The sequence below is a fragment of the Methylophaga sp. F-2 genome (assembly GCF_056859315.1).
In genome coordinates, this window is sequence record NZ_JBSXOF010000017.1 from 77,961 (window position 1) to 98,812 (window position 20,852).

General features: G+C 43.9%; 23 protein-coding genes. 12 read left to right on the forward strand and 11 right to left on the reverse strand.

Annotated elements, in window-relative coordinates; translation table 11 throughout:
• Position 1: 1 nt before the first annotated feature.
• Genes AC13DA_RS06650 through AC13DA_RS06675 form a run of 6 tightly spaced genes read right to left on the reverse strand, consistent with a single transcriptional unit; the run spans position 2 to position 3,230 of the window.
• Positions 2 to 223: a BolA family protein gene (locus AC13DA_RS06650; protein ID WP_007146983.1), complete on the reverse strand. Its 222-nt coding sequence runs from the start codon at positions 221 to 223 to the stop codon at positions 2 to 4.
• 19 nt (positions 224 to 242) lie between these two features.
• The gene (locus tag AC13DA_RS06655; protein WP_007146984.1) at positions 243 to 548 is read right to left on the reverse strand and encodes an STAS domain-containing protein; all 306 of its coding nucleotides are present in this window, start codon (positions 546 to 548) and stop codon (positions 243 to 245) included.
• Positions 545 to 1,177 (reverse strand): MlaC/ttg2D family ABC transporter substrate-binding protein, encoded by a 633-nt coding sequence (locus AC13DA_RS06660; RefSeq protein ID WP_284452140.1) that lies wholly within the window; start codon positions 1,175 to 1,177, stop codon positions 545 to 547. Before AC13DA_RS06660 ends, AC13DA_RS06655 begins: the two co-directional genes overlap by 4 nt.
• Positions 1,178 to 1,645: an outer membrane lipid asymmetry maintenance protein MlaD gene (mlaD, locus tag AC13DA_RS06665; RefSeq protein ID WP_007146986.1), complete on the reverse strand. Its 468-nt coding sequence runs from the start codon at positions 1,643 to 1,645 to the stop codon at positions 1,178 to 1,180.
• A gap of 5 nt (positions 1,646 to 1,650) precedes the next feature.
• Complete coding sequence (gene mlaE, locus AC13DA_RS06670) at positions 1,651 to 2,430, reverse strand: lipid asymmetry maintenance ABC transporter permease subunit MlaE (RefSeq protein ID WP_284452139.1); 780 nt, start codon at positions 2,428 to 2,430, stop codon at positions 1,651 to 1,653.
• Positions 2,427 to 3,230 carry an ABC transporter ATP-binding protein gene (locus AC13DA_RS06675; RefSeq protein WP_007146988.1) on the reverse strand — a complete coding sequence of 268 codons (804 nt, stop codon included), beginning with the start codon at positions 3,228 to 3,230 and terminating at the stop codon, positions 2,427 to 2,429. The genes mlaE and AC13DA_RS06675 overlap by 4 nt, the downstream gene beginning before the upstream one ends.
• Before the next feature lie 216 nt (positions 3,231 to 3,446).
• Here AC13DA_RS06675 and AC13DA_RS06680 point away from each other — a divergent pair, with 216 nt between their 5' ends.
• Genes AC13DA_RS06680 through AC13DA_RS06690 form a run of 3 tightly spaced genes read left to right on the forward strand, consistent with a single transcriptional unit; the run spans position 3,447 to position 5,749 of the window.
• Positions 3,447 to 4,010, forward strand: coding sequence for an SRPBCC family protein (locus tag AC13DA_RS06680; RefSeq protein WP_007146989.1), 564 nt, complete (start codon positions 3,447 to 3,449; stop codon positions 4,008 to 4,010).
• Between the two features lie 7 nt (positions 4,011 to 4,017).
• Positions 4,018 to 5,004 (forward strand): YVTN family beta-propeller repeat protein, encoded by a 987-nt coding sequence (locus AC13DA_RS06685; RefSeq protein ID WP_273178638.1) that lies wholly within the window; start codon positions 4,018 to 4,020, stop codon positions 5,002 to 5,004.
• A complete protein-coding gene (locus AC13DA_RS06690) occupies positions 4,976 to 5,749 on the forward strand; it encodes a class I SAM-dependent methyltransferase (RefSeq protein ID WP_284452138.1) in 774 nt (257 codons plus the stop codon). Before AC13DA_RS06685 ends, AC13DA_RS06690 begins: the two co-directional genes overlap by 29 nt.
• 1 nt (position 5,750) lies before the next feature.
• Here the strand turns inward: AC13DA_RS06690 and AC13DA_RS06695 are convergent, their stop codons facing one another.
• The 3 genes from AC13DA_RS06695 to AC13DA_RS06705 form a co-directional block, all read right to left on the reverse strand.
• A complete protein-coding gene (locus tag AC13DA_RS06695; protein ID WP_273178635.1) occupies positions 5,751 to 7,079 on the reverse strand; it encodes a replication-associated recombination protein A in 1,329 nt (442 codons plus the stop codon).
• Entirely contained in the window at positions 7,076 to 7,708 is a 633-nt protein-coding gene (gene lolA / locus AC13DA_RS06700; protein WP_273178633.1) for an outer membrane lipoprotein periplasmic chaperone LolA, read from the reverse strand. Before lolA ends, AC13DA_RS06695 begins: the two co-directional genes overlap by 4 nt.
• A 64-nt stretch (positions 7,709 to 7,772) precedes the next feature.
• Complete coding sequence (locus AC13DA_RS06705; RefSeq protein ID WP_273178631.1) at positions 7,773 to 10,070, reverse strand: DNA translocase FtsK; 2,298 nt, start codon at positions 10,068 to 10,070, stop codon at positions 7,773 to 7,775.
• A gap of 134 nt (positions 10,071 to 10,204) precedes the next feature.
• Here AC13DA_RS06705 and trxB point away from each other — a divergent pair, with 134 nt between their 5' ends.
• The 4 genes from trxB to AC13DA_RS06725 are packed head-to-tail and all read left to right on the forward strand — an operon-like array spanning position 10,205 to position 14,000.
• On the forward strand, positions 10,205 to 11,140 hold the full coding sequence (gene trxB / locus AC13DA_RS06710) for a thioredoxin-disulfide reductase (RefSeq protein ID WP_007146995.1): 936 nt from the start codon (positions 10,205 to 10,207) through the stop codon (positions 11,138 to 11,140).
• Between the two features lie 50 nt (positions 11,141 to 11,190).
• Positions 11,191 to 11,631 (forward strand): universal stress protein, encoded by a 441-nt coding sequence (locus tag AC13DA_RS06715; RefSeq protein ID WP_284452137.1) that lies wholly within the window; start codon positions 11,191 to 11,193, stop codon positions 11,629 to 11,631.
• A 3-nt stretch (positions 11,632 to 11,634) separates the two neighbouring features.
• Complete coding sequence (locus AC13DA_RS06720) at positions 11,635 to 12,912, forward strand: MFS transporter (protein ID WP_273178627.1); 1,278 nt, start codon at positions 11,635 to 11,637, stop codon at positions 12,910 to 12,912.
• Between the two features lie 56 nt (positions 12,913 to 12,968).
• Entirely contained in the window at positions 12,969 to 14,000 is a 1,032-nt protein-coding gene (locus AC13DA_RS06725; RefSeq protein ID WP_284452136.1) for a GGDEF domain-containing protein, read from the forward strand.
• On the opposite strand, the gene AC13DA_RS06730 is transcribed toward AC13DA_RS06725, so the two are convergent.
• Positions 13,993 to 14,277: a c-type cytochrome gene (locus tag AC13DA_RS06730; RefSeq protein ID WP_273178623.1), complete on the reverse strand. Its 285-nt coding sequence runs from the start codon at positions 14,275 to 14,277 to the stop codon at positions 13,993 to 13,995. The two genes, AC13DA_RS06725 and AC13DA_RS06730, sit on opposite strands and share 8 nt — an antisense overlap.
• Position 14,278: 1 nt before the next feature.
• Entirely contained in the window at positions 14,279 to 15,523 is a 1,245-nt protein-coding gene (locus AC13DA_RS06735; RefSeq protein ID WP_284452135.1) for a M48 family metallopeptidase, read from the reverse strand.
• A gap of 114 nt (positions 15,524 to 15,637) precedes the next feature.
• Here AC13DA_RS06735 and orn point away from each other — a divergent pair, with 114 nt between their 5' ends.
• The 5 genes from orn to phrB all read left to right on the forward strand — a co-directional run bounded on the left by orn (position 15,638) and on the right by phrB (position 20,820).
• Positions 15,638 to 16,195 (forward strand): oligoribonuclease, encoded by a 558-nt coding sequence (orn, locus tag AC13DA_RS06740; protein WP_273178620.1) that lies wholly within the window; start codon positions 15,638 to 15,640, stop codon positions 16,193 to 16,195.
• 66 nt (positions 16,196 to 16,261) lie between these two features.
• Positions 16,262 to 16,420, forward strand: a complete 159-nt coding sequence (locus AC13DA_RS06745) for a DUF2256 domain-containing protein (RefSeq protein WP_007147002.1) — start codon at positions 16,262 to 16,264, stop codon at positions 16,418 to 16,420.
• Positions 16,421 to 16,442: 22 nt separating this feature from the next.
• A complete protein-coding gene (locus AC13DA_RS06750) occupies positions 16,443 to 17,885 on the forward strand; it encodes an exonuclease domain-containing protein (RefSeq protein WP_284451690.1) in 1,443 nt (480 codons plus the stop codon).
• A 5-nt stretch (positions 17,886 to 17,890) separates the two neighbouring features.
• A complete protein-coding gene (locus tag AC13DA_RS06755; RefSeq protein ID WP_284451689.1) occupies positions 17,891 to 19,429 on the forward strand; it encodes a cryptochrome/photolyase family protein in 1,539 nt (512 codons plus the stop codon).
• The gene (phrB, locus tag AC13DA_RS06760) at positions 19,429 to 20,820 is read left to right on the forward strand and encodes a deoxyribodipyrimidine photo-lyase (RefSeq protein ID WP_284451688.1); all 1,392 of its coding nucleotides are present in this window, start codon (positions 19,429 to 19,431) and stop codon (positions 20,818 to 20,820) included. Before AC13DA_RS06755 ends, phrB begins: the two co-directional genes overlap by 1 nt.
• The last annotated feature ends 32 nt before the right edge of the window (positions 20,821 to 20,852 follow it).

The window sequence follows — 20,852 nt, forward strand, 5'->3', positions numbered from 1 at the left end:
GCTAGGCCGCAGAAGTTTTTAATGATAGAGCGTGAATTTCACCACTGGTAAATTTATCTCCCAGCGTTTCTTTCACCATTTTATGTTGTTGTACTAAAGTTTTACCTGCAAAAGATGGACTGACGACGCGAGCATCAAAGTGCTGTCCATCATCACCAAATACCTGTACTTCGGCATCAGGTAATCCGGCTTCAATCATTTGTTTAATATCAGATGCTTTCATGAGTTTATAGCTTTCAAATTTATTTTAGTGGCAGCAATTCATCTAAGCCAGATGCTTTAGCAATAGCGTCCATCTGTTCAGGTAAATGCTTGAATGCGATTGATTTCTTGGCTTTTTTAGCCGCTCTCATCCAATCTACTAGTAAAGCCAAACCTGCGCTGTCAGCCTGAGTGACATGTTGTAAATCAATTTCAATGTCGTTTACCGCATCGAAGACACCTTTTGATTCTGTTAAAGCAATCTTTGCTGACTCAAGTGTCATCTCTCCGGTCACTACAAAACGCTTAGAGTGCTCTTCGTATTTGATAGCAAACAATTCGCTCATGATTTTAATTTTGCATTACGGTCAGCTAAATCACTGATCAGATTATCAACACCTTTGTTACGAATCTGTGTAGCAAAGCTTGAGCGGTAATTTGTGACTAAACTTACGCCATCAATTTTCACGTCATAAACTTTCCATGCATTGTCATCATTTTCATACAACGCCAATGACATAGGAATCGGAGGACCTGCTGGTTGAACGACTTCCATAGGCACAGTCACCCGTTTTCTGGAGACATCATCACGGAAAGGTAACAAGCGGATTTCTTCATTTGTATATTCAAGCATAGCGGTTGAATAGGTTCTGATAAGTAGCAGTCGGAACTCTTCAACGAATTTAACTCGCTGTTCATTATCTAGCTGGCGCCAGTTTTTACCCAAAGCCAGTTTGGACATTTTTTCAAAATCAAAATACGGCATAAGAATTTGTTCGACTAACGAGTAAATCTTATCCGGGTTCTGGTTTAGCTCAGCTTTATTATCTTTCAGTGCTTTTAACATTTCATCGGATGCATTTTTAACCAATGCTTGGGGCACAGGCATACTATCCGCCGAAACCGTTAAACTTGTTGCAAGAAAAAAGCCTGCCATCAGAGACAAAATATATTTGCTTATCATTTTCGTGTTCATTTATTCGTTGCCTTCAGCTTTACTGTATAAAAACTGGCCGATAACTTGTTCAAGAACCAGTGCTGGTTGAGTAAGTGTTATGACATCGCCATTTTTTAAAGATTCATCTTCAGCACCAGCAACCAGACCAATGTATTGCTCACCTAATAATCCAGCAGTGTAGATACTAGCTGATGTATCGAGCGGAATATTATCAAACTGGGGATAAATATTAAGTGTGACTTTGGCATCAAATGTCTTTGGGTCAAGACTGATATCAGCAACACGTCCGACTCTCACTCCTGCCATCGTGACCGGTGAGCGAACTTTTAAACCACCAATATTTCCAAACTCAGCTGTTACCTGGTATCCCTTTTCTTCCGTTAAGTCACCGAGGTTACTCACTTTCATTGCCAGCATAAATAACGCAGCAATACCCGCCGCGACAAACATTCCAACAGTAATTTCAGTACTCTTACTCTGCATCATTCTCTCTAATCTCCAAACATCAACGCAGTCAGTACAAAGTCCAGTCCCAAGATAGCAAAGGCTGAATGTACTACTGTACGAGTTGTCGCTCTACCAACACCTTCTGACGTTGGCACCGCATCATACCCTTCAAATAAGGCAATCCATGTAACAACAAGACCAAATACGACACTTTTGATCACGCCATTAAAAATATCTTCAAATAAGTCTGTTTTGGCCTGCATCTGAGACCAGAAAGCGCCATCATCAACTCCGAGCAAGCCATGACCGACCAAAAAGCCTCCCAACACACCCACAGCACTAAAAATGGCAGCGAGTAAAGGCATCGAGATAACCCCAGCCAAGAAACGGGGAGCAATAATTCGCTTTATTGGGTCAACAGCCATCATTTCCATACCTGACAACTGTTCTGTACTTTTCATCAGGCCTATTTCGGCAGTCAGTGCAGAACCTGCACGACCAGCGAACAATAGAGCACTGACTACAGGTCCGAGCTCTCTTACCAGAGACAGAGAAACCATGACACCAAGTGACTCTTCTGCACCAAAATCGACAAGCGTATTATACCCTTGCAGTCCGAGTACCATACCGACAAATAAACCAGAAACCAGGATCAGCATCACCGAAAGAACACCGATCGAAAATAACTGCTGTATAACAAGCGAAAACCTCAAAAACAGACCAGGTATGCCTGCTAACATCGCCACTAATAATAGGTGGGCACGTCCAAGACGTTCGAATGAGCCGAGTCCCCATCGTCCAAGACTTCGAATATAGTTTATCATGCATTATCCTCAGGATTGAGTAAGTCCTCAGCGAAGTCGGGGCCAGCGTAATGAAATGGAACTGGGCCGTCCGGCAATCCCTGCATGAACTGCTGAACCCATTGTGAGCCCGAACGTTTCAACTGCACAGGAGAACCGTGTTCGATAATTTTACCCCCTGACATAAGGTAAATATAGTCAGCAATTTCAGCTGTTTCAGCCACGTCATGAGAGACAACAATACTGGTTAATTTCATGGCATCGTTAATACGGTGAATCAGATTAACGAGAGTTCCCATAGAGATAGGGTCCTGGCCTGTAAATGGTTCGTCGTACATGATCATCATAGGCTCCAGCGCAACAGCCCGAGCTAACGCTACACGTCTGGCCATACCACCAGATAACTCGTTTGGTGAAAGATGACGGGCATTACGAAGCCCTACGGCCTGTAACTTCATCAACACCAAGTCGCGTATCATCGATTCCGGCAGGTTGGTATGTTCACGTAGCGGAAATGCGACGTTATCAAAAACATTAATATCCGTTAATAGGGCACCGCTTTGAAATAGCATGCCCATACGTTTACGAAGCTCATAGAGCTCAGAGTGAGATAACTTATGAACATCCTGTCCATCGACTTCTATCGTTCCCTTATCTGGGCGTAACTGACCACCAATCAGCTTTAGTAAAGTGGTCTTACCGGTGCCACTTGGTCCCATGATAGCTGTAACCTTACCACGCTGAATGTCGATGTTTACGCCATCAAAAATGACTCGGTCACCACGATAAAAGTGCAAGTCCCTGATTTTTATCAGTGGCACAGGCTTCTCCGCTTGTCTAGTAGAATATAAAGGTCGTTAATTTTCATTAATATGCGTGACTAAGTCAAATATCCTTGTGGAAAATGTTAAATAGTTCCGATACAGTGTGCAGTCCAACTTATGGTGATACGTGTTCGATGACATTTGTTCAGACTGTGTTCAGGATGGCTTTGTTAACGTCACTGTCGGATTTATTGAAAAACGGAGATAGAAATAATGAAAAAAATATTACAGTTTTTTGCCATTACACTTGCTGTATTACCGATGATTGCAAGTGCACATGGTCCAACAAGACAATCTGTTAAAGAATCTGTCTTTATCAATGCTTCACCAGAAAAAGTATGGGCCGTTTTAAGCGACTTTACCGCAATTGATAAATGGCACCCAGCTGTGGCAAGTGTTGAAATGCTAAGTGATAACGAACGTAAATTAACACTGAAAGGTGAAGGTCATCCAACCATCACTGAAAAATTAGAAAAGCTTGATAACGACAAAATGATGATGATCTACAAAATCGAAAAAATGAGCGTTATCAAAACAATTACATATAACAGCAAAGACACACCTTACTACACTCTGCCTGTAAATAACTATAAATCTTGGTTATCAGTCAAAGCGAAAGATGGTGGTTCTGAAGTCACTTGGAAAGGTAAATTCTATCGTTCATTCATGGATAACCCTCCAGTACCTGAAGGTCAAAGTGATGAAGATGCTGTTAATGCCGTTAAAGGTGTTTACACATCAGGTCTGAACAACCTGAAAGCGATGCTGGAAAAATAATTCCATCATGTGGTTTCAAAATGCTCAAAAGGCGACTCTTCTCAGGGTCGCCTTTTTTCTTTCATTCTGCTTCATTCTAACTAGCTGTGCTGATGATAAGCCAGAGTATGCGCTGATTACCAATCAACTATCGAGTAATGTCAGCGTCATCGATCTCAGCACACAGACCGTTATCAAAACCATTCCTGTCGGTGAACACCCAGCTGGTATTAGTGTCAGCCCATATCATGATATGGCTTTTGTCACTAATCCAGACGGACAAACGATTTCTGTGCTTGATTTAAAGTCGCTTACTGAACTCCGTCAGATAAAAGTCGGGCCTGGACCTGTTGGTGTGACATCTTCTAAGGATGGTAAACGCGTCTATGTAGCGGACTGGTACGAAAATAATATTCGAATTATTAATCCTGACTCGGGAGAGTTAATCGATACGATTGCAGTTGGAAAGTCTCCTGCGGGTCTTGTCAGTGATGCAAAGAATCAGCGGCTATATGTGGCTAATCGCGATGATAACAGTGTGTCATTCATTAACCTCAACACTGACGAGGTTACCCATACCATCGATGTTGGTAAGTCACCATTTGGACTGGCCATTTCACCTGATGGCTCTCGTGTTTATAGTGTCAACGTTGAAAGCAGCGATGTCACTGCGATTGATACTAAAACAGCCAAAGTCATCAACACTATTCCTGTCGGAGAATGGCCTTATTGCGCGGTTGTTAGTAAAGATAATAAAAAGCTTTACGTCATCAATCAGGATGAGGCGACCATCTCTGTAGTCGATACCACCTCTTTCAACATTACCAATACTATTGAGATTGAAGATACACCTGAAGGTATAGATATTAGCGCCGATGGTTCACAGCTTTATGCGGTAAACTGGGGAAATAATACCGTTTCTGTAATTGATACTAAAACAGAAAAAGTCATTAATTCCATTGAAACAGGCAAGGGGCCTCGCTCCTTTGGACAGTTTATTACCACCGTTGAATAATGCACTAGATAGTCTCGTGGCAGTGACTTCAGCAGCACTGCCACGAGCAAAACGTCTCGAAACAAAACTTTCTGTGCCTATTAAGGTACTTGATAAGTCATTTGTACAACTATTGGTTGAAGAGCAGCGATTGAGTTTGCAGGTGCCTGATATCGGTAAGCCTGTTTTTATCAATTTCAGCACAGGCAAATATGATCATCGCCGTAGATTCGGTGGTGGTAAAGGACAGCCATTAGCCAAAGCCGTTGGTATGAAACAAGGACATACCCCCAAAATTATTGATGCCACAGCTGGCTTTGCCAGAGATGCTTTTGTATTAGCCTCTTTAGGAAGTACAGTCACGATGCTTGAGCAAAGTCCAGTGATAAGTTTGCTGATTGAGGATGCATTACAACAAGAAGAGATGGAAGATGAGGTGAGACTCATCACTCAGCGAATGACTATCCATCATGCCAATGCCATCGATTTTTTATCGACTGTACAGGAACGTCCTGATGTCATTTATATGGATCCCATGTACCCCAGCCGGGATAAATCGGCCTTAGTGAAAAAAGAGATGCAGGCGCTACACCAGCTTATCGGACCAGATACAAATAGTGAAGAATTACTCTCGGTGGCGAGACAGGTAGCTCTGCGTCGAGTTGTGGTGAAACGTCCCAAAGCCGCTGAGTTTGTTGGCAATCAGAAGCCGAGCGCCAGTATTCAGAGTAAAAATACCCGCTACGATCTCTACGTCAATAGCTAGATTATTTCTGCCGAGCCTGCTTATCCATAGCTCTGAGTCGCTCTAATTTCTCTGCTATTTTTATTTCTAGGCCACGATTAACCGGTTGATAATATTCCCGCTCACGCATTGACTCGGGGAAATAGGTTTCCCCAATAGCATAAGCATCAGGCTCATCATGTGCATAACGATACTCTCTGCCATAGCCCAGCTCTTTCATCAATTTGGTGGGCGCATTACGTAAATGTACCGGTACTTCAGCCGAGCCATGGGTTTTGGCATCATGCATAGCGGCTTTAAAAGCAGTATATACCGCATTACTCTTGGGTGCACAGGCAAGGTAAACAACCGCTTGAGCGATAGCCAATTCACCTTCTGGACTACCCAGCTTGTCAAAACTTTCCCAGGCATCCAGCGCAATGCGTAAGCCTCGGGGATCGGCATTACCAATATCTTCAGCAGCCATTCTGACCACTCTGCGCATCAGGTATACAGGATCACAACCGCCATCCAACATGCGACATAACCAATAGAGAGCCGCATCAGGTGCTGAGCCACGCACGGATTTGTGCAAGGCTGAAATTTGATCGTAAAAAGCTTCACCGCCTTTATCAAAACGTCGAATCGTCCCGGATAAGACTTCAGCAAGGTCATGCTCATCCACCGCTTTTTGACCTTTGCTGTCAGCCAAATCTACGGCTATTTCAAGCAGATTTAACACTCTGCGACCATCACCATCTGCCGTTTGTGCTAACTGATCACGTAATGACTCGCCAACTTCGATGCCTCGGTCAGCAAGCCCTAACTCCTCGTCTGACATCGCTCTATCAATGATCTGGCGTAAATCCTCGGCTTCTAAGGATTTGAGCACGTAGACCCTGGCGCGGGATAACAAAGCGTTATTTAATTCAAAAGAAGGATTTTCTGTGGTGGCACCAATAAAGGTGAACGTACCATCTTCAACATAAGGTAAAAAAGCATCTTGCTGCGATTTATTAAAGCGATGTACCTCGTCCACAAACAACATGGTTCTACGGCCACGCTCCTGCAATAACTGCTGAGCACGAGCAACAGCCGCTCTCACCTCTTTCACCCCGGCTAAGACTGCCGAGATAGTAATAAACTCGGCATCACAATAACCCGCAATCAGTTTAGCTAAGGTGGTTTTCCCCGTTCCGGGCGGGCCCCAGAAAATCATGGAATGAGGATGCCCAGAAGCAATCGCCTGACGCAGCGGCTTACCTGCACCCAGTAAATGCGTCTGTCCAATATACTGGTCAAGCGTCTTTGGACGCATACGATCCGCTAGGGGCCGTCCAGCTAAGTCATCAACTTGATCAAACAAACTCACTGCTGCGCTTCACCCACAATGTCTATGCCTTCGGGCGCACTAAATTTAAAGGTATCTTTTTTAAACTGCGGATTAATCTTCACCTGGCTGAACATCAAGCGCGTTCTTTGATCAAAGCTATCACGCATGATCATTTGCTGTAACTCATCTTTATTAAAGGCGAGCATCACAGACTGAAAGTTACTGCCACTCTGTTTAGGTGTTAATTCTACCCAGGTTAAACCATCATTAGAGGTCAGGTTACGAATATTGTAGCTATCTTCAGGTAGCGCCTGTCCCGATAATAAGGTGGCTGGCGTATCCTCTAAGGCTTCATTTTGGGCTTTAACGGTGACTTGTTCTAAATCAACATCATAGAACCAGACATTCTGGCCATCAGCCACGATATGCTGTGGGTATGGGTCATTGTAATCCCAACGAAATTTACCCGGTCTTGCCAATTGGAATTCGCCCTGAGCCTGTTCAACTAAATTACCATCTGGATCCAGAACGGTTTGCTCAAAATGGGCCTGAAATGTATTCACTTGTTTAACAAAATGATCAAGCTTTTCTGTGCCGCTCATATCTGCCATGGCAACAACAGGAAGCAACAATAGCAAAAAGCCTTGTGCTAAATTTTTTATGGTCATTCAATGACTCCGAAAGATAAATTGCATGTTCTACTGACTCTGGATTGCCAGTCTGGTTCCTGAATTAGTCGCGTGGCGGTGGTGCCAGAACTTCACGACTACCATTACCCTGCATGGCGGATACAACCCCAGCCGCTTCCATCGCCTCGACGATTCGAGCTGCACGGTTATAACCAATTTTCAACCTGCGTTGAATACCTGAAACCGATGCCCGGCGACTTTCCACCACTATCTGCACGGCCTGATCATAGAGAGGATCTGACTCAGCATCACTTGGATCACCAATCGCACTATCGCCGTCATCACTGCTCTGATCCTGAGTGATTTCTTCAAGATAATTGGGTTGTGAGTTTTTCTTTAAATGCTCGACTACGTTATGTACTTCATGATCATCAACAAACGCTCCATGAACACGTTCAGGAAGTCCGCTACCTGGCGGCAAGTAGAGCATATCGCCCTGCCCTAAAAGTTGCTCAGCGCCCATTTGGTCAAGAATCGTACGTGAGTCAATTCGCGATGACACCTGGAATGCCATCCGTGTTGGAATATTGGCTTTAATCAAGCCGGTAATAACATCCACAGAAGGTCTTTGTGTTGCCAGAATAAGGTGAATACCCGAAGCCCGTGCTTTTTGCGCCAAACGTGCAATCAATTCTTCGACTTGTTTACCGACCACCATCATCATGTCAGCAAGCTCATCAATGATCACCACAATAAACGGTAATGGCTCTAAGGTAGGTCCTACCTCACCGGGCTCAACATCAATGGTCGGATCTTTAATCGGTTCACCACGTTCAATCGCATCTCTGACTTTTTTGTTGTAACCAGCAATATTTCGCACACCCAAAGCAGCCATTAATGGGTAACGACGTTCCATTTCAGCCACACACCAACGCAAGGCATTAGCGGCTTCTTTCATATCGGTCACGACAGGCGCTAATAAATGCGGAATATCTTCGTAGATAGATAATTCCAGCATTTTCGGATCGACCATGATCATACGCACATCATCAGGAGTGGCTTTATATAACAAACTCAGAATCATGGCATTTACAGCGACAGATTTCCCTGAACCTGTTGTCCCCGCGACCAGCAAGTGAGGCATTTTTTCTAAGTTAGCGACTACCGGACGGCCGGCAATATCTTTACCCAAGGCCATCATCAGCATTGACTTGCTATTTTCATACTCTTCACAGGACAGAATTTCACGCAGGCGAACAATTTCCCGACTCTCATTAGGGATTTCTAAGCCCACCACTGGTTTGCCTGGAATCACTTCAACAATCCGAACACTACTGATGGAAAGTGCTCTCGCTAAGTCTTTCGCAAGTCCACTGATGCGGCTGACTTTAATACCTGGAGCGGGCTGCAATTCAAAGCGGGTCACCACCGGCCCTGGCTGAACTTCAACAACCTGAACTTCCACGCCAAAGTCTTTCAGTTTTAACTCAACCTGACGTGACATCGCCTGCAATACTTCTTCACTATAGGCCTGCTTACTGGGTTGAGCCATATCCAGTAAAGCCAGTGCCGGCATGCCTGGCGCATCAGGCGTTTCGAATAAAGGCACTTGTTTTTCTTTTTCTTCGCGTTTGCTTGGCTCTTTTTTCTCTATGACAGGCTCAATACGTACTTTTGCCTTATGCTGTAACTTTTCTTTCTGCTGCAAGAAGGTTTCTTCGCGTTTTTGACGAGTGCGCTTAGCATCCAGTTCTTCTCTGATTTCACGTAACCAGCGGGCCACGTGAATAGCGACGACCATCGCCATAGCACCGAGCTTATCAATGACCATCAACCAAGACAGTCCAGTAAAAAGCGTGACCCCTGTCAGTAACACCGCCAGCAATAATAAACTGGTGCCAGAAGCGCCAAACACTGACTCAAATCCATGCCCAACAACTTCACCTAGTACACCACCAGCTCCCAAAGGTAACAACGCGGCATAGTCGGTCAGACTTAAGCTGGAGAGGCCACTAGCGGCAGCTAAAGCCATTAATAAACCCACCATTTTTAATACCCAGAAATGCAACGCATCTTCGGTATCAGCACGTTTACCCCAGCTAAATAATAACCAACCACTGAAGCCAATCATCAGTGGCGATAAATAGGCGGGAAAACCAAAGCCATACAGCAATGCATCGGCTAACCACGCACCAACAATGCCACCACTATTGGCAATAACATCATCGGTTCCGGTAGTTGACCAGCCTGGATCAGTCGGTTGGTAAGACCATAAAGACAACAGTAAGTATGCCGCTATTGCGACTGACAAAATCAGTGCTGCCTCACGCAGACGGAAGCCGACTGCGCCAGAGTTGAGTTCTTGTTTCTGCTTGTCATTTACACGTGTCGACTGTGTCACTGTGATATTTCCAACCCTGCCAATAAATTAACGCTTGATTTTAACACAGCTTTTGAAGTTAGATGCTTGTCCAAAATCATTGCAATGGTTACTCTAACCATAGATATCTTATAACTCTCTTGGAGGCACCTCTTATGGCTGACAGCAAACACTGTCGTTTACTGATTTTAGGCTCTGGTCCTGCGGGCTACACTGCTGCGGTTTATGCAGCCAGAGCAGCATTAGAGCCCGTATTGATTACCGGCATTGAACAAGGTGGACAATTAACCACGACCACCGATGTTGATAACTGGCCGGGAGATGATGAAGGTGTCCAGGGACCAGAACTCATGCAGCGTATGCAACGTCATGCTGAACGTTTCGGTACGGATATCATCTTTGATCATATCCACACGACTGATTTATCTCAGCGTCCATTTCGTTTGATTGGTGACGCGGGTGAATATACAGCCGATGCCTTAATCATCGCGACAGGCGCCTCTGCAAAATACTTAGGTATGGAGTCTGAAGAAGCGTTTAAAGGTCGTGGTGTTTCTGCTTGTGCAACTTGTGATGGTTTCTTCTACAAGGGTCAGCATGTCGCTGTTGTTGGTGGCGGCAATACGGCTGTTGAAGAAGCGTTATATCTATCGAATATTGCCTCAAAAGTGACTGTTATTCACCGTCGTGACTCCTTCCGTTCCGAAAAGATTTTATCGAATAAACTGCTGAAAAAAGCAGAAGAAGGTAATGTCGAAATCTTATGGAACCATACACTTGATGAAGTATTAGGTAACGATTCTGGTGTCACTGGCATCAGGGTGAAAAGTACAGAAGATGGTTCAACTCAGGAAGTCCCGGTTCTCGGTGTGTTTATTGCGATTGGTCACCAACCTAACACCGGGATATTCAAAGGCCAGTTAGAGATGGAACATGACTACATCATTCTCAAAAAAGGCACTCAAACCAGTGTCCCTGGCGTGTTTGCTGCTGGCGATGTATCCGATCCTATTTATCGTCAGGCGATTACATCTGCTGGCGCCGGCTGCATGGCAGCATTAGATGCAGAACGCTTTTTAGATAATGATTAAGTAATACGATTAGGGGGCTTAACCAGCCCCCTTTTTCATGAGGGAATAACATGAAATATCAGCATATTTTGATTGCAACGGACTTTTCAAAACAAAAAGATATGATCTGTGCAAAAGCGCGTGAACTCGCTGAACAGCATCAGGCAAACCTCAGCATCTGCCATATTATTGAAGACTTTCCTCTGACCGACTTTGCTTATGAACCAATGATAAGCGTCGATATCGATATGCGTGATGCGCTATTGGAATCTGGTAAAAAACAACTGGCGACGCTGGCTGAAAGTTTATCGATTCCTGTAAATCAGCAGTGGGTTGAATTAGGCACGCCAGGACATGACATCGTCCGTGTTGCTGACGAAAATAATGTTGATCTGATTATTGTTGGTTCACATGGTCGACATGGCTTTAAGCGCCTTTTGGGCTCAACAGCTAATGCGGTACTTCATCACGCTCACTGTGATGTGCTCGCTGTCAGACTTAAGGACGACTAATCGTTGAAATCATCCAACCTGTTGAGCACGGTAAAATTACCGGGCTTTATGAGCTTTATTGCCGTGGCTTTTATCAATGCGATGGTTGATCTTGGTCATAAGATTATTATTCAAAATACCATTTTCAAAATTTATGATGATCAAACGCAGGTTGCGCTGACTGCCGTTGTTAACGGACTTATTCTTTTACCCTTCATCTTTTTATTTACACCGGCAGGCTTTCTGTCAGATCGCTTTTCCAAACCCTCTATCATGAGAATCTCGGCTTTCTCAGCCATCATCATTACCCTGTTAATAACATTGGCTTACTATCAAGGATGGTTTGTTTTCGCCTTTTTCATGACATTGATACTTGCCATCCAGAGTGCAATTTATTCTCCAGCAAAGTATGGCTATATCCGCCAACTAGGCGGTGATGCTCACTTATCTCCTGCCAATGGTTTTATTCAGGCAACCACGATTGTTGCTATCTTAACCGGGATTATTGTCTTTACCGTATTATTTGAATGGCTTCTGCTCGATCAGACCTATCATAATGAAGCCAGCTTAATCAGACACATTGCTCCTGCCGGTTGGCTTTTGGTGATTTTATCTGTTGTGGAATGGCGATTGGCTTGTCGCTTAGCTGATATCAACATTGCATCTACTTCACATCAATTTCCCTGGAAAGATTACGTAAAAGGTCATTTACTGAAAACCAATGTGAAACAGCTAAAAACAAACCCCATTATTTGGTACTCCGTGCTGGGGTTATCGTTTTTCTGGGGGATTTCGCAAACCTTTCTTGCCGTATTCCCTGCTTTTGCAAAAATCGTCCTGGCTGAAAATAACACGATGATTATTCAAGGACTACTGGCTTGCTCTGGCATCGGCATCGTTGTTGGCTCTATGGTCGCTGGAACCGGAGAAAAAGGCCATATCAAAACATCTTTTATCCCTGTCGGTGCTGTCGGGATGAGTCTCATTCTTTTTATTATTCCTGCATTACATACTGTTTCAGCATTTGCGGCGGCGATTTTTAGCTTTGGGCTTTTTGGTGGCCTGTTTATTATTCCGTTAAATGCGCTTATTCAGTTGCATTCCCCCGAGCAACATTTGGGTACCATACTGGCTGGTAATAATTGGGTACAGAACATTGTCATGACCGCGTGTCTTGTCATTACTTTCATCGCAGCTCAAGCCATGTTGTCCAGTAAATTGATATTAATGGCTTTGCCCATCATCACATCACTGTTGGCTTGTTTCGTGTGGCAACGCAGTAAACAAGCACGATATACTTGATTTAATTAGAGAATTAGTGAATTCTCTTGGACAGTTGCCTATATGGATACCAGCACGTGAGTAAAACATTGTCGTTTCCCCCCGTCTATAAACACGAGTTTCAACAGGCCTCAGAAAACTTACGCCAAAGTCTATTACTGGCGAACCGCCACAAAACCCCCATCACCCCTGTGAACTATGCGGTTTGGTATGAATACGTCTCGGGCGATAATCAGGCTTTGATGAACAGCATTGATACCCGTTTAAAGAAAAATGAAGCAATTACCCCAGAAGTCACGCAATATCTTTATGAAAAATATGTATTAATGGGGATGCCTGAACGGCTTAATAATACCAATAATGGCCTAAAACTCGTTGTTGATAATACTCTGGAAAACCTGAGTAAGGTGGAAGCAACCGCTTCTCAATGCAGCCAGGGTTTAACGCAAAGCCAGGCACAACTCGAAACCTGTAATGATATTGATGAACTCAAAACGCTGGTCAACCAGATCCTGATAAACACACAACAGATTAGCAGCAGCAGTGGCGAACTGAAGAGTGAGTTAACACGCTCAACGGAAGAGATTATGAAACTGCGGCAAGAATTGGAAAGCGTAAAAGAAATGGCGAGAACAGATAGTCTGACCGGACTATTAAATCGTGGCGCCTTTGACAATGAGCTGCAGTATTTATGCAGCAAAGGTTACAGTTTCTCGCTTGTGTTATTTGATATCGATAATTTTAAACGCTTAAATGACAGCTTTGGGCATCTATTGGGTGATAAGGTGCTACAGTTTTTTGCTTCTCTATTAAAAAATCAGTGTAATGATATTCATTTGGCCGCACGTTTCGGAGGGGAAGAACTGGCTATGATATTCATGCATTCCAGTCTCGAAGAGACGTTTATGATTACAGAGAGTATTCGTGAAAAATTTTCTGAAAGCCGCCTGAAGAAAAAAGGCAGTGATGAATCTATTGGTCAGGTAACCGTTTCAGCAGGCATCAGTAGCTTCCAAGACAAGGATAGCCCGATTAGTTTGATTGAACGCGCCGATCAAGCACTTTATCGCTCGAAAACGGGCGGTCGTAATCAGGTAAATTTTATTTAAAATGGTAAAACGTCGAATTTAAATAATCGACTACAGTGCGTTTTTGTTGTTCAGTCCATGTGACATCAGCCGCTTTGACACAATAAGATACCCTTTTCTCAAGTCCCGCCAGAGTTTTCACTGTCTTATCGGTTCGACTGTAGAGCTGATAAGGATCTCCTCCTCCAAGGGAAGCATGACACTGCAAACAAGCAGTATCATGCAACTGTTTACCATCAGCAAACACAATACTGCTTAATAATAGTCCGCTAGCAAAGACAATTATTTTTTGCCACATCTCAGGCAGAATTCGTTTGTAAGTGAGCGATCCGCATTGCTGCAGGAGGATGCGAGTCATAAACAGCAGAAACCAGCGGGTCAGGTGTTAAGGTACTGGCATTTTCTTTATACAAAGCGACTAGTGCAGCAATCAAATCATCCGCACTAGATACTGAGGCGGCATAGGCATCTGCTTCGTACTCATATTTACGAGACAGTGACGTCATCAGCGGATGTAAAAAGAACATAAATACCGGAATAACTAACATGAACAAGGCCAAAGCCATGGCATTTGATTGCTGGCTGACACCTAAGCCTTCATAAAACCATGTCTGATTAGATGCCCAGCCAAGAAGCGCCAGGCCGATCAGACTAATCACAGCCATAACTACCATATTTTTCACCACATGCTTACGACGGAAATGGCCTAATTCATGGGCAAGAACCGCTTCGATCTGATCTTCATTCAGCGTGTTAAGTAAGGTATCAAAAAAGACGATACGTTTATTACTCCCCAACCCTGTGAAGTAAGCATTGCCATGACCACTGCGGCGTGAGCCATCCATCACAAAAATACCCTGGCTTTTAAAACCGCATCGCGCTAATAGATTTTCTACCCGTTGCTGTAAAGCAGCATCATCCAGCGGTGTAAATTTATTAAATAGCGGTGCAATAAAAGCGGGATAAGCCCACATCATAAATAAGGCGAAACCAATCCATGCCGCCCATAGATATAACCACCATAACTCACCGGTGCTTTGCATCATCCACAGTGCCACCCAAATCAGTAAAGCGCCCATGATCAGCGTTAATAGTGTTTGCTTAATAAAATCTGAAAAAAACAATGCGGGTGTATTACGGTTAAAGCCAAATTTATCTTCTAAAACAAAGGTTCTGTAATAAGAAAAAGGTAAATCTAATAACGATCCGATAACAATAAAGCTCAATAAAAACAGAACGCCTGTCAGCATCGATGACAATCCCAGACCATCCCAGGCGTTAGAAAGTAATGCCAGACCACCGCCAAAAGTCCATACCAGGAGAATAATCACGCCATAGATATTTTCTTTACGTCCAAACCGACCTTTCGCCACGGTATAGTCTGCGGCTTTTTGGTGAGCACTCAGACTGATTTGATCCTCAAACGCTTTAGGAACCTTATCGCGATGGGCCTGAACGTGTTTACCTTGCCGCATTGATAACCAGAGTTCCGTTGCCGTCATCAAAAACAAAGCCGCTAAAAATATCCAGCTAAATTCGTTCATAAATTTATGTCCAATTTGAATCTTTATAAAATGTCATGCAGAGTAGCCTTTGATACAATCTGTGGCAAGTTAGTTCAATCAGTCTAAACCCAACTCAACAAAAAGACGGAGATCATGGCCAAAAGTAAAAATAATCTCATCTGGATCGACCTGGAAATGACCGGTCTTGATACCAATAATGACTATATCATTGAAATTGCCACCATTGTGACAGATGCACAACTCAATGTCTTAGCTGAAGGCCCTATTTTAGCCATTCATCAGGATGATGCCATATTAAATGGTATGGATGAATGGAATACTCGCCAACATGGCAAATCTGGTCTGGTTGAACGTGTTCGCAACAGCTCGCTCAACGAGGCTGAAGCCGAACAACAAACCATCGAGTTTCTGAAGAAATACGTTCCTGCCGGTGTCTCACCCATGTGTGGTAACAGTATCTGCCAGGATCGTCGTTTTCTGGCGCGCTGCATGCCAGAACTCGAAGCTTACTTTCACTACCGTAATCTTGATGTGAGCAGCCTGAAAGAACTGGCTCGCCGCTGGGCGCCAAAAGTGGAAAAGAGTTTCAAAAAACGGTCGTCTCACCTGGCAATGGATGATATCAAAGACTCCATTCGTGAACTGGAACACTATCGAGAACATTTCATCAAGCTTCCCGAAGCCGAATAAACACAGTTCACATTGATTTCACAGATAGCGCGACAAGCTATCTGTGAAATTATTTAGTGAACCATTGTGACCCATAATAAAGCCACTCTTCCTCGTAAAATCTGCCCTGTCTGCCAACGTCCTTTTAGCTGGCGTAAGAAATGGCAACGCGACTGGGACAATGTTATTTATTGCTCACAACGCTGTCGTCGTCACCCTCGCTCATCACTATTAGCCTATGACTAAACTGAGCAGTTTCCCCGAACACATGATTCTATTGGACTGTGAGACCACAGGTGGTCGTGCCAGTCACGATCGCATTACAGAAATAGGTTTGATCGAAGTTATTCATGGTGAAGTGAAGGATAAATGGCAAAGCTTAATTAATCCTCAGCGGCCGATTCCTCCCTGGATAAGCAAAATCACCGGAATTGATGATGCGATGGTGATTGATTCACCCACATTTGATGAGATTGCCAGTGAATTGTACGAACGATTACAAGGCACTATTCTGGTCGCCCATAACGCACGTTTTGACTACAGTTTTTTGAAGCAAGAGTTCAAACGTGCTGGTTATGATTATTCTGCCAAAACCTTATGCTCTGTGAAACTGAGCCGGCGGGTCTATCCTCAGCATCAGGGCCATAGTCTGGATAAAATCATCCAGCGTCATCAGATTGATATTACAGACAGACACCGCGCCATGGCAGATACCGATGCCATCCTGTCTTATTTCACAATTATTCAGCAACAAGTTGATGAAACACTGATACAAAAGAGCATCGCCGAGATATTAAAACGCCCCAGTCTGCCCAGTCATTTAGATAATCAGCTCATACAAAAATTGCCAGAAAGTCCAGGGGTATATCAGTTTTATGACGAAACTGGCGCACTCCTCTACGTTGGAAAATCCGTCAATATCAGAGAACGTGTCCTCAGTCACTTTTCCGCCGATCACAGACATCATAAAGAACTGGATATCAGTCAGCAGTTGCATCATATTGACTGGATAGAAACACCCTCCGACTTTGGCGCGCAGTTACTGGAAAATAGTTATATCAAACAAACTTCACCGCGTTATAACCGTCGCCAGACGAAGATAAAAAAACTGTACCAAATCAGCAGAACAATCAACAAACAAGGTTATGCTGAATTAGATGTCATTCTGGCCGATATGACAGCCGCCTCTGATATCACTAGCAAATACGGTTTATTTCGCAGTAAAAAGCAGGCTCAAACAAAATTACTGGCCTTAATTACTCAATATAAATTGTGTCAACGTCTCTGCCATATTGAAAAGAAACCGTCAGGCAGCTGTTTTGCTTATCAACTAAAAAAATGCCTGGGAGCCTGTTGTGCTAAAGAGCCAGCACAGCGCTATAACCTGCGTGTTGATATGGCCTTGAGTCATATCAAAAATCAACAATGGCCTTGGTCAACGCCCATCATCGTTGCAGAACAATCAACATCAACACAGTCTGATGTCACTCACTATCATCTTATCGATCAATGGTGTTATTTGGGGCAAGTGGATAAACAAAGTGAGCCACAAACCTATTTAACGAATCAGCAGGGCCCGATATTCTTTGATATCGATACCTACAAGATTTTATTACGGTTTTTGACTCCCGCTAAAGCCGCTAACTTTCCTTATCTGACAATTCATCCCCTGGAACATCAATCACCTATCATCATGGATGGTTGGGGTTAACGGTCATGAGACTCAATCTTATTCTGGGTGATCAACTTAACTGGGACAGTCTCATCTGGCAGGATATTGATCAGGAAAATGATATTTTCTGGATGGCCGAAATATCGCAAGCCTCACTGCAGCCGCCTTCCAACAAACAACGTAGCGTAGTGTTCCTGTCAGCCATGCGCCACTTTGCCGAAGACATACAGAAAAAACATTTTCAGTTGCTTTATTCGCCGATTAGCGATGGTTTAAGATCGTTCACTGATGCCCTCAAAAAAACCTTTAGTGACCATAAGATAGATCGAGTTCGCTGCGTGCTCCCCGGTGATTTCCTGGTGATGCAGGAAATTGAACACGCGGCTAAGCAACATCAGCTAGAGATAGACTGGTTAGAAGACGTACACTTTATCGCTAAACGCGGAGAATTCAGTCACTGGTTAAAACAACGTAAAAAGCCCACTATGGAATACTGGTATCGGCATTTGCGAGAGTCACGCCAAATCTTGATAGATAATGGCAAACCACTGGGCGGCCAATGGAATTTTGATAAATCAAACCGGCAAAGTTTTTCCAAACAAGGTCCCGATGTCATTAAGGAAAGTCCTAATTACAGCATTGATGAGATCACACAAGATGTCATCAATACGATAAAAAAAGACTTCTCTCAACTGCCCGGCACTATCGATACTTTTAACTGGCCAGTGACCCGTCGCCAGGCCTTGATTCAACTACGGCATTTTATTGATCATTACCTGCCTTTTTTTGGTGATTACCAGGATGCCATGTGGACTGAACAACCTTTTTTGTATCATGCCCGACTCTCCGCCAGCCTGAACCTTAAATTACTACAACCGCAGGAAGTTATTCAGGCCGCTGAACAAGCCTATAAAAATGACAAAGCCCCGCTTAATGCCGTTGAAGGCTTTATTCGACAAATACTGGGTTGGCGTGAATATATCAGGGGGCTGTACTGGGCATATAGAAAAGACTGGCTTCAGTTTAATGCACTCAACGCCGAGCGTGATTTACCCGATTTCTATTGGACAGCAGACACCGATATGCAGTGTTTGCATCAAGCCGTAAAACAAGTGCTTGATCATGGTTATGGTCACCATATTCAAAGGCTAATGGTGACAGGTTTATTTGCCTTGCTTTGGCAAGTTGACCCGAAACACATTCATCACTGGTACCTTGGCATGTATGTGGATGCGGTCAGTTGGGTCGAGGTGCCGAATACGATCGGTATGAGCCAATATGCGGATGGCGGCATCGTTGGCAGTAAGCCTTATATTGCCAGTGGCGCTTATATCAACCGCATGTCGAATTATTGCCAGCATTGTCCGTTTGATCCGAAACAAGCTTCTGGTGATAAAGCCTGTCCTTTTACTACACTGTATTGGTATTTTATTGATCAACATAATGAGCTTATCAGCCATAACCCTCGGCTTGCGATGCAAGCGAAAAACTGGGCAAAAAAATCAAACAGCGAACAACAAGCCATCCGTGAACGTGCCGAATGGCTATTTCAACATCTCGATACAATGAACAAGGAAGCCTAATGTCAGCATCACAATTAGTCTGGTTAAGAAATGATCTGCGTTTAGATGATAATCCAGCTATTGCACAGGCCCAGCAACTTGGCGATATTCAGGTTCTTTTTATTGCCACCGCCAAACAATGGCGACAACATGATGAGTCTGATGCCAAATTAGGGCTAAAAGCGGCCTCGATCAATGATATTTGTCAGAATCTTGCCAAGAAAGGCATAGCGTTCACGTTGATAGAGGTCGATTATTTTGCTGATGTAGCAGACGCTTTACTGGCTTTTTGCCAGCAAAATAAAATTGAGGCGGTGTGGTTTCAGCAAGAAACAGCTTTGGATGAAAGCCGTCGGGATGAAGAGGTCAGTCAGACATTATTAGAAAACCATATCGAATGCCATGCACTAGAATCAGATTTACTGGTGCCGGTGCCGGTGCTTACTCAAAAGGAGGAACCTTATAAGGTATTTACCCCCTATTACCGAAGCTGGCGAACGCTTCTTGAAGACCGAGCCCGTCCACCTTATGACGAACCAGCCAAACAAGGTAAAGCTATTAAGGTAAAAAACATCAATCCTGACTGGGCTGGCAAATACCGTGACGATTTATGGCTCGCTCAAGAAACTGAAATCCTGCAAAAGCTTCAACAGTTTTGTCAGAAAAAACTCAAAGCCTATCCGGACAAACGCGATTATCCGGCGATGCCAGCAACAAGTACTCTGTCACCTTATTTAACGCTGGGACGAATCGGTCCAAGACGTTTATTACATACCATTCAATATTATTGTGCAGAGCAGAACCTGCATTGGCAGGATAATGACTGGTTAAGAGAGCTCGCCTGGCGCGACTTTTACCGGCAATTACTGATCCACTTTCCTGAACTGAATAAAGAAAAACCCTTCAAGCCAGAAACAGACAAACTGAGCTGGAATGATAACAAGTCTGAATTTGAAGCATGGTGTCAGGGCAAAACAGGATTCCCGATTGTGGATGCTGCCATGCGTCAATTAAATCAAACCGGCTGGATGCACAACCGTTTACGAATGATCGTCGCCAGCTTTTTAACCAAACTCTTATTTATTGACTGGCGTCAGGGCGAAAAATATTTTATGCAAACCCTTATTGATGGTGAATTTGCGGCGAATAATGGGGGCTGGCAATGGAGTGCATCCACCGGCTGTGATGCGGCACCGTATTTCAGAGTCTTTAATCCTCAGCGACAATCAGAAAAATTTGATCCTGATGGTGAGTTTATCCGGCGGTTTGTACCGGAGCTAAAATCACTGTCTGCAAAACAGATACATTCGCCAACGTCAGCACAACGAAAAGAGTTTGGTTATCCAGAGCCCGTTGTGGATTACAAAAAAGCCCGACAAGAAGCGATATCAGCGTTTGATGCATTAAAGTAACGGCAAAACAATCACTCTAAGTATTTGATATT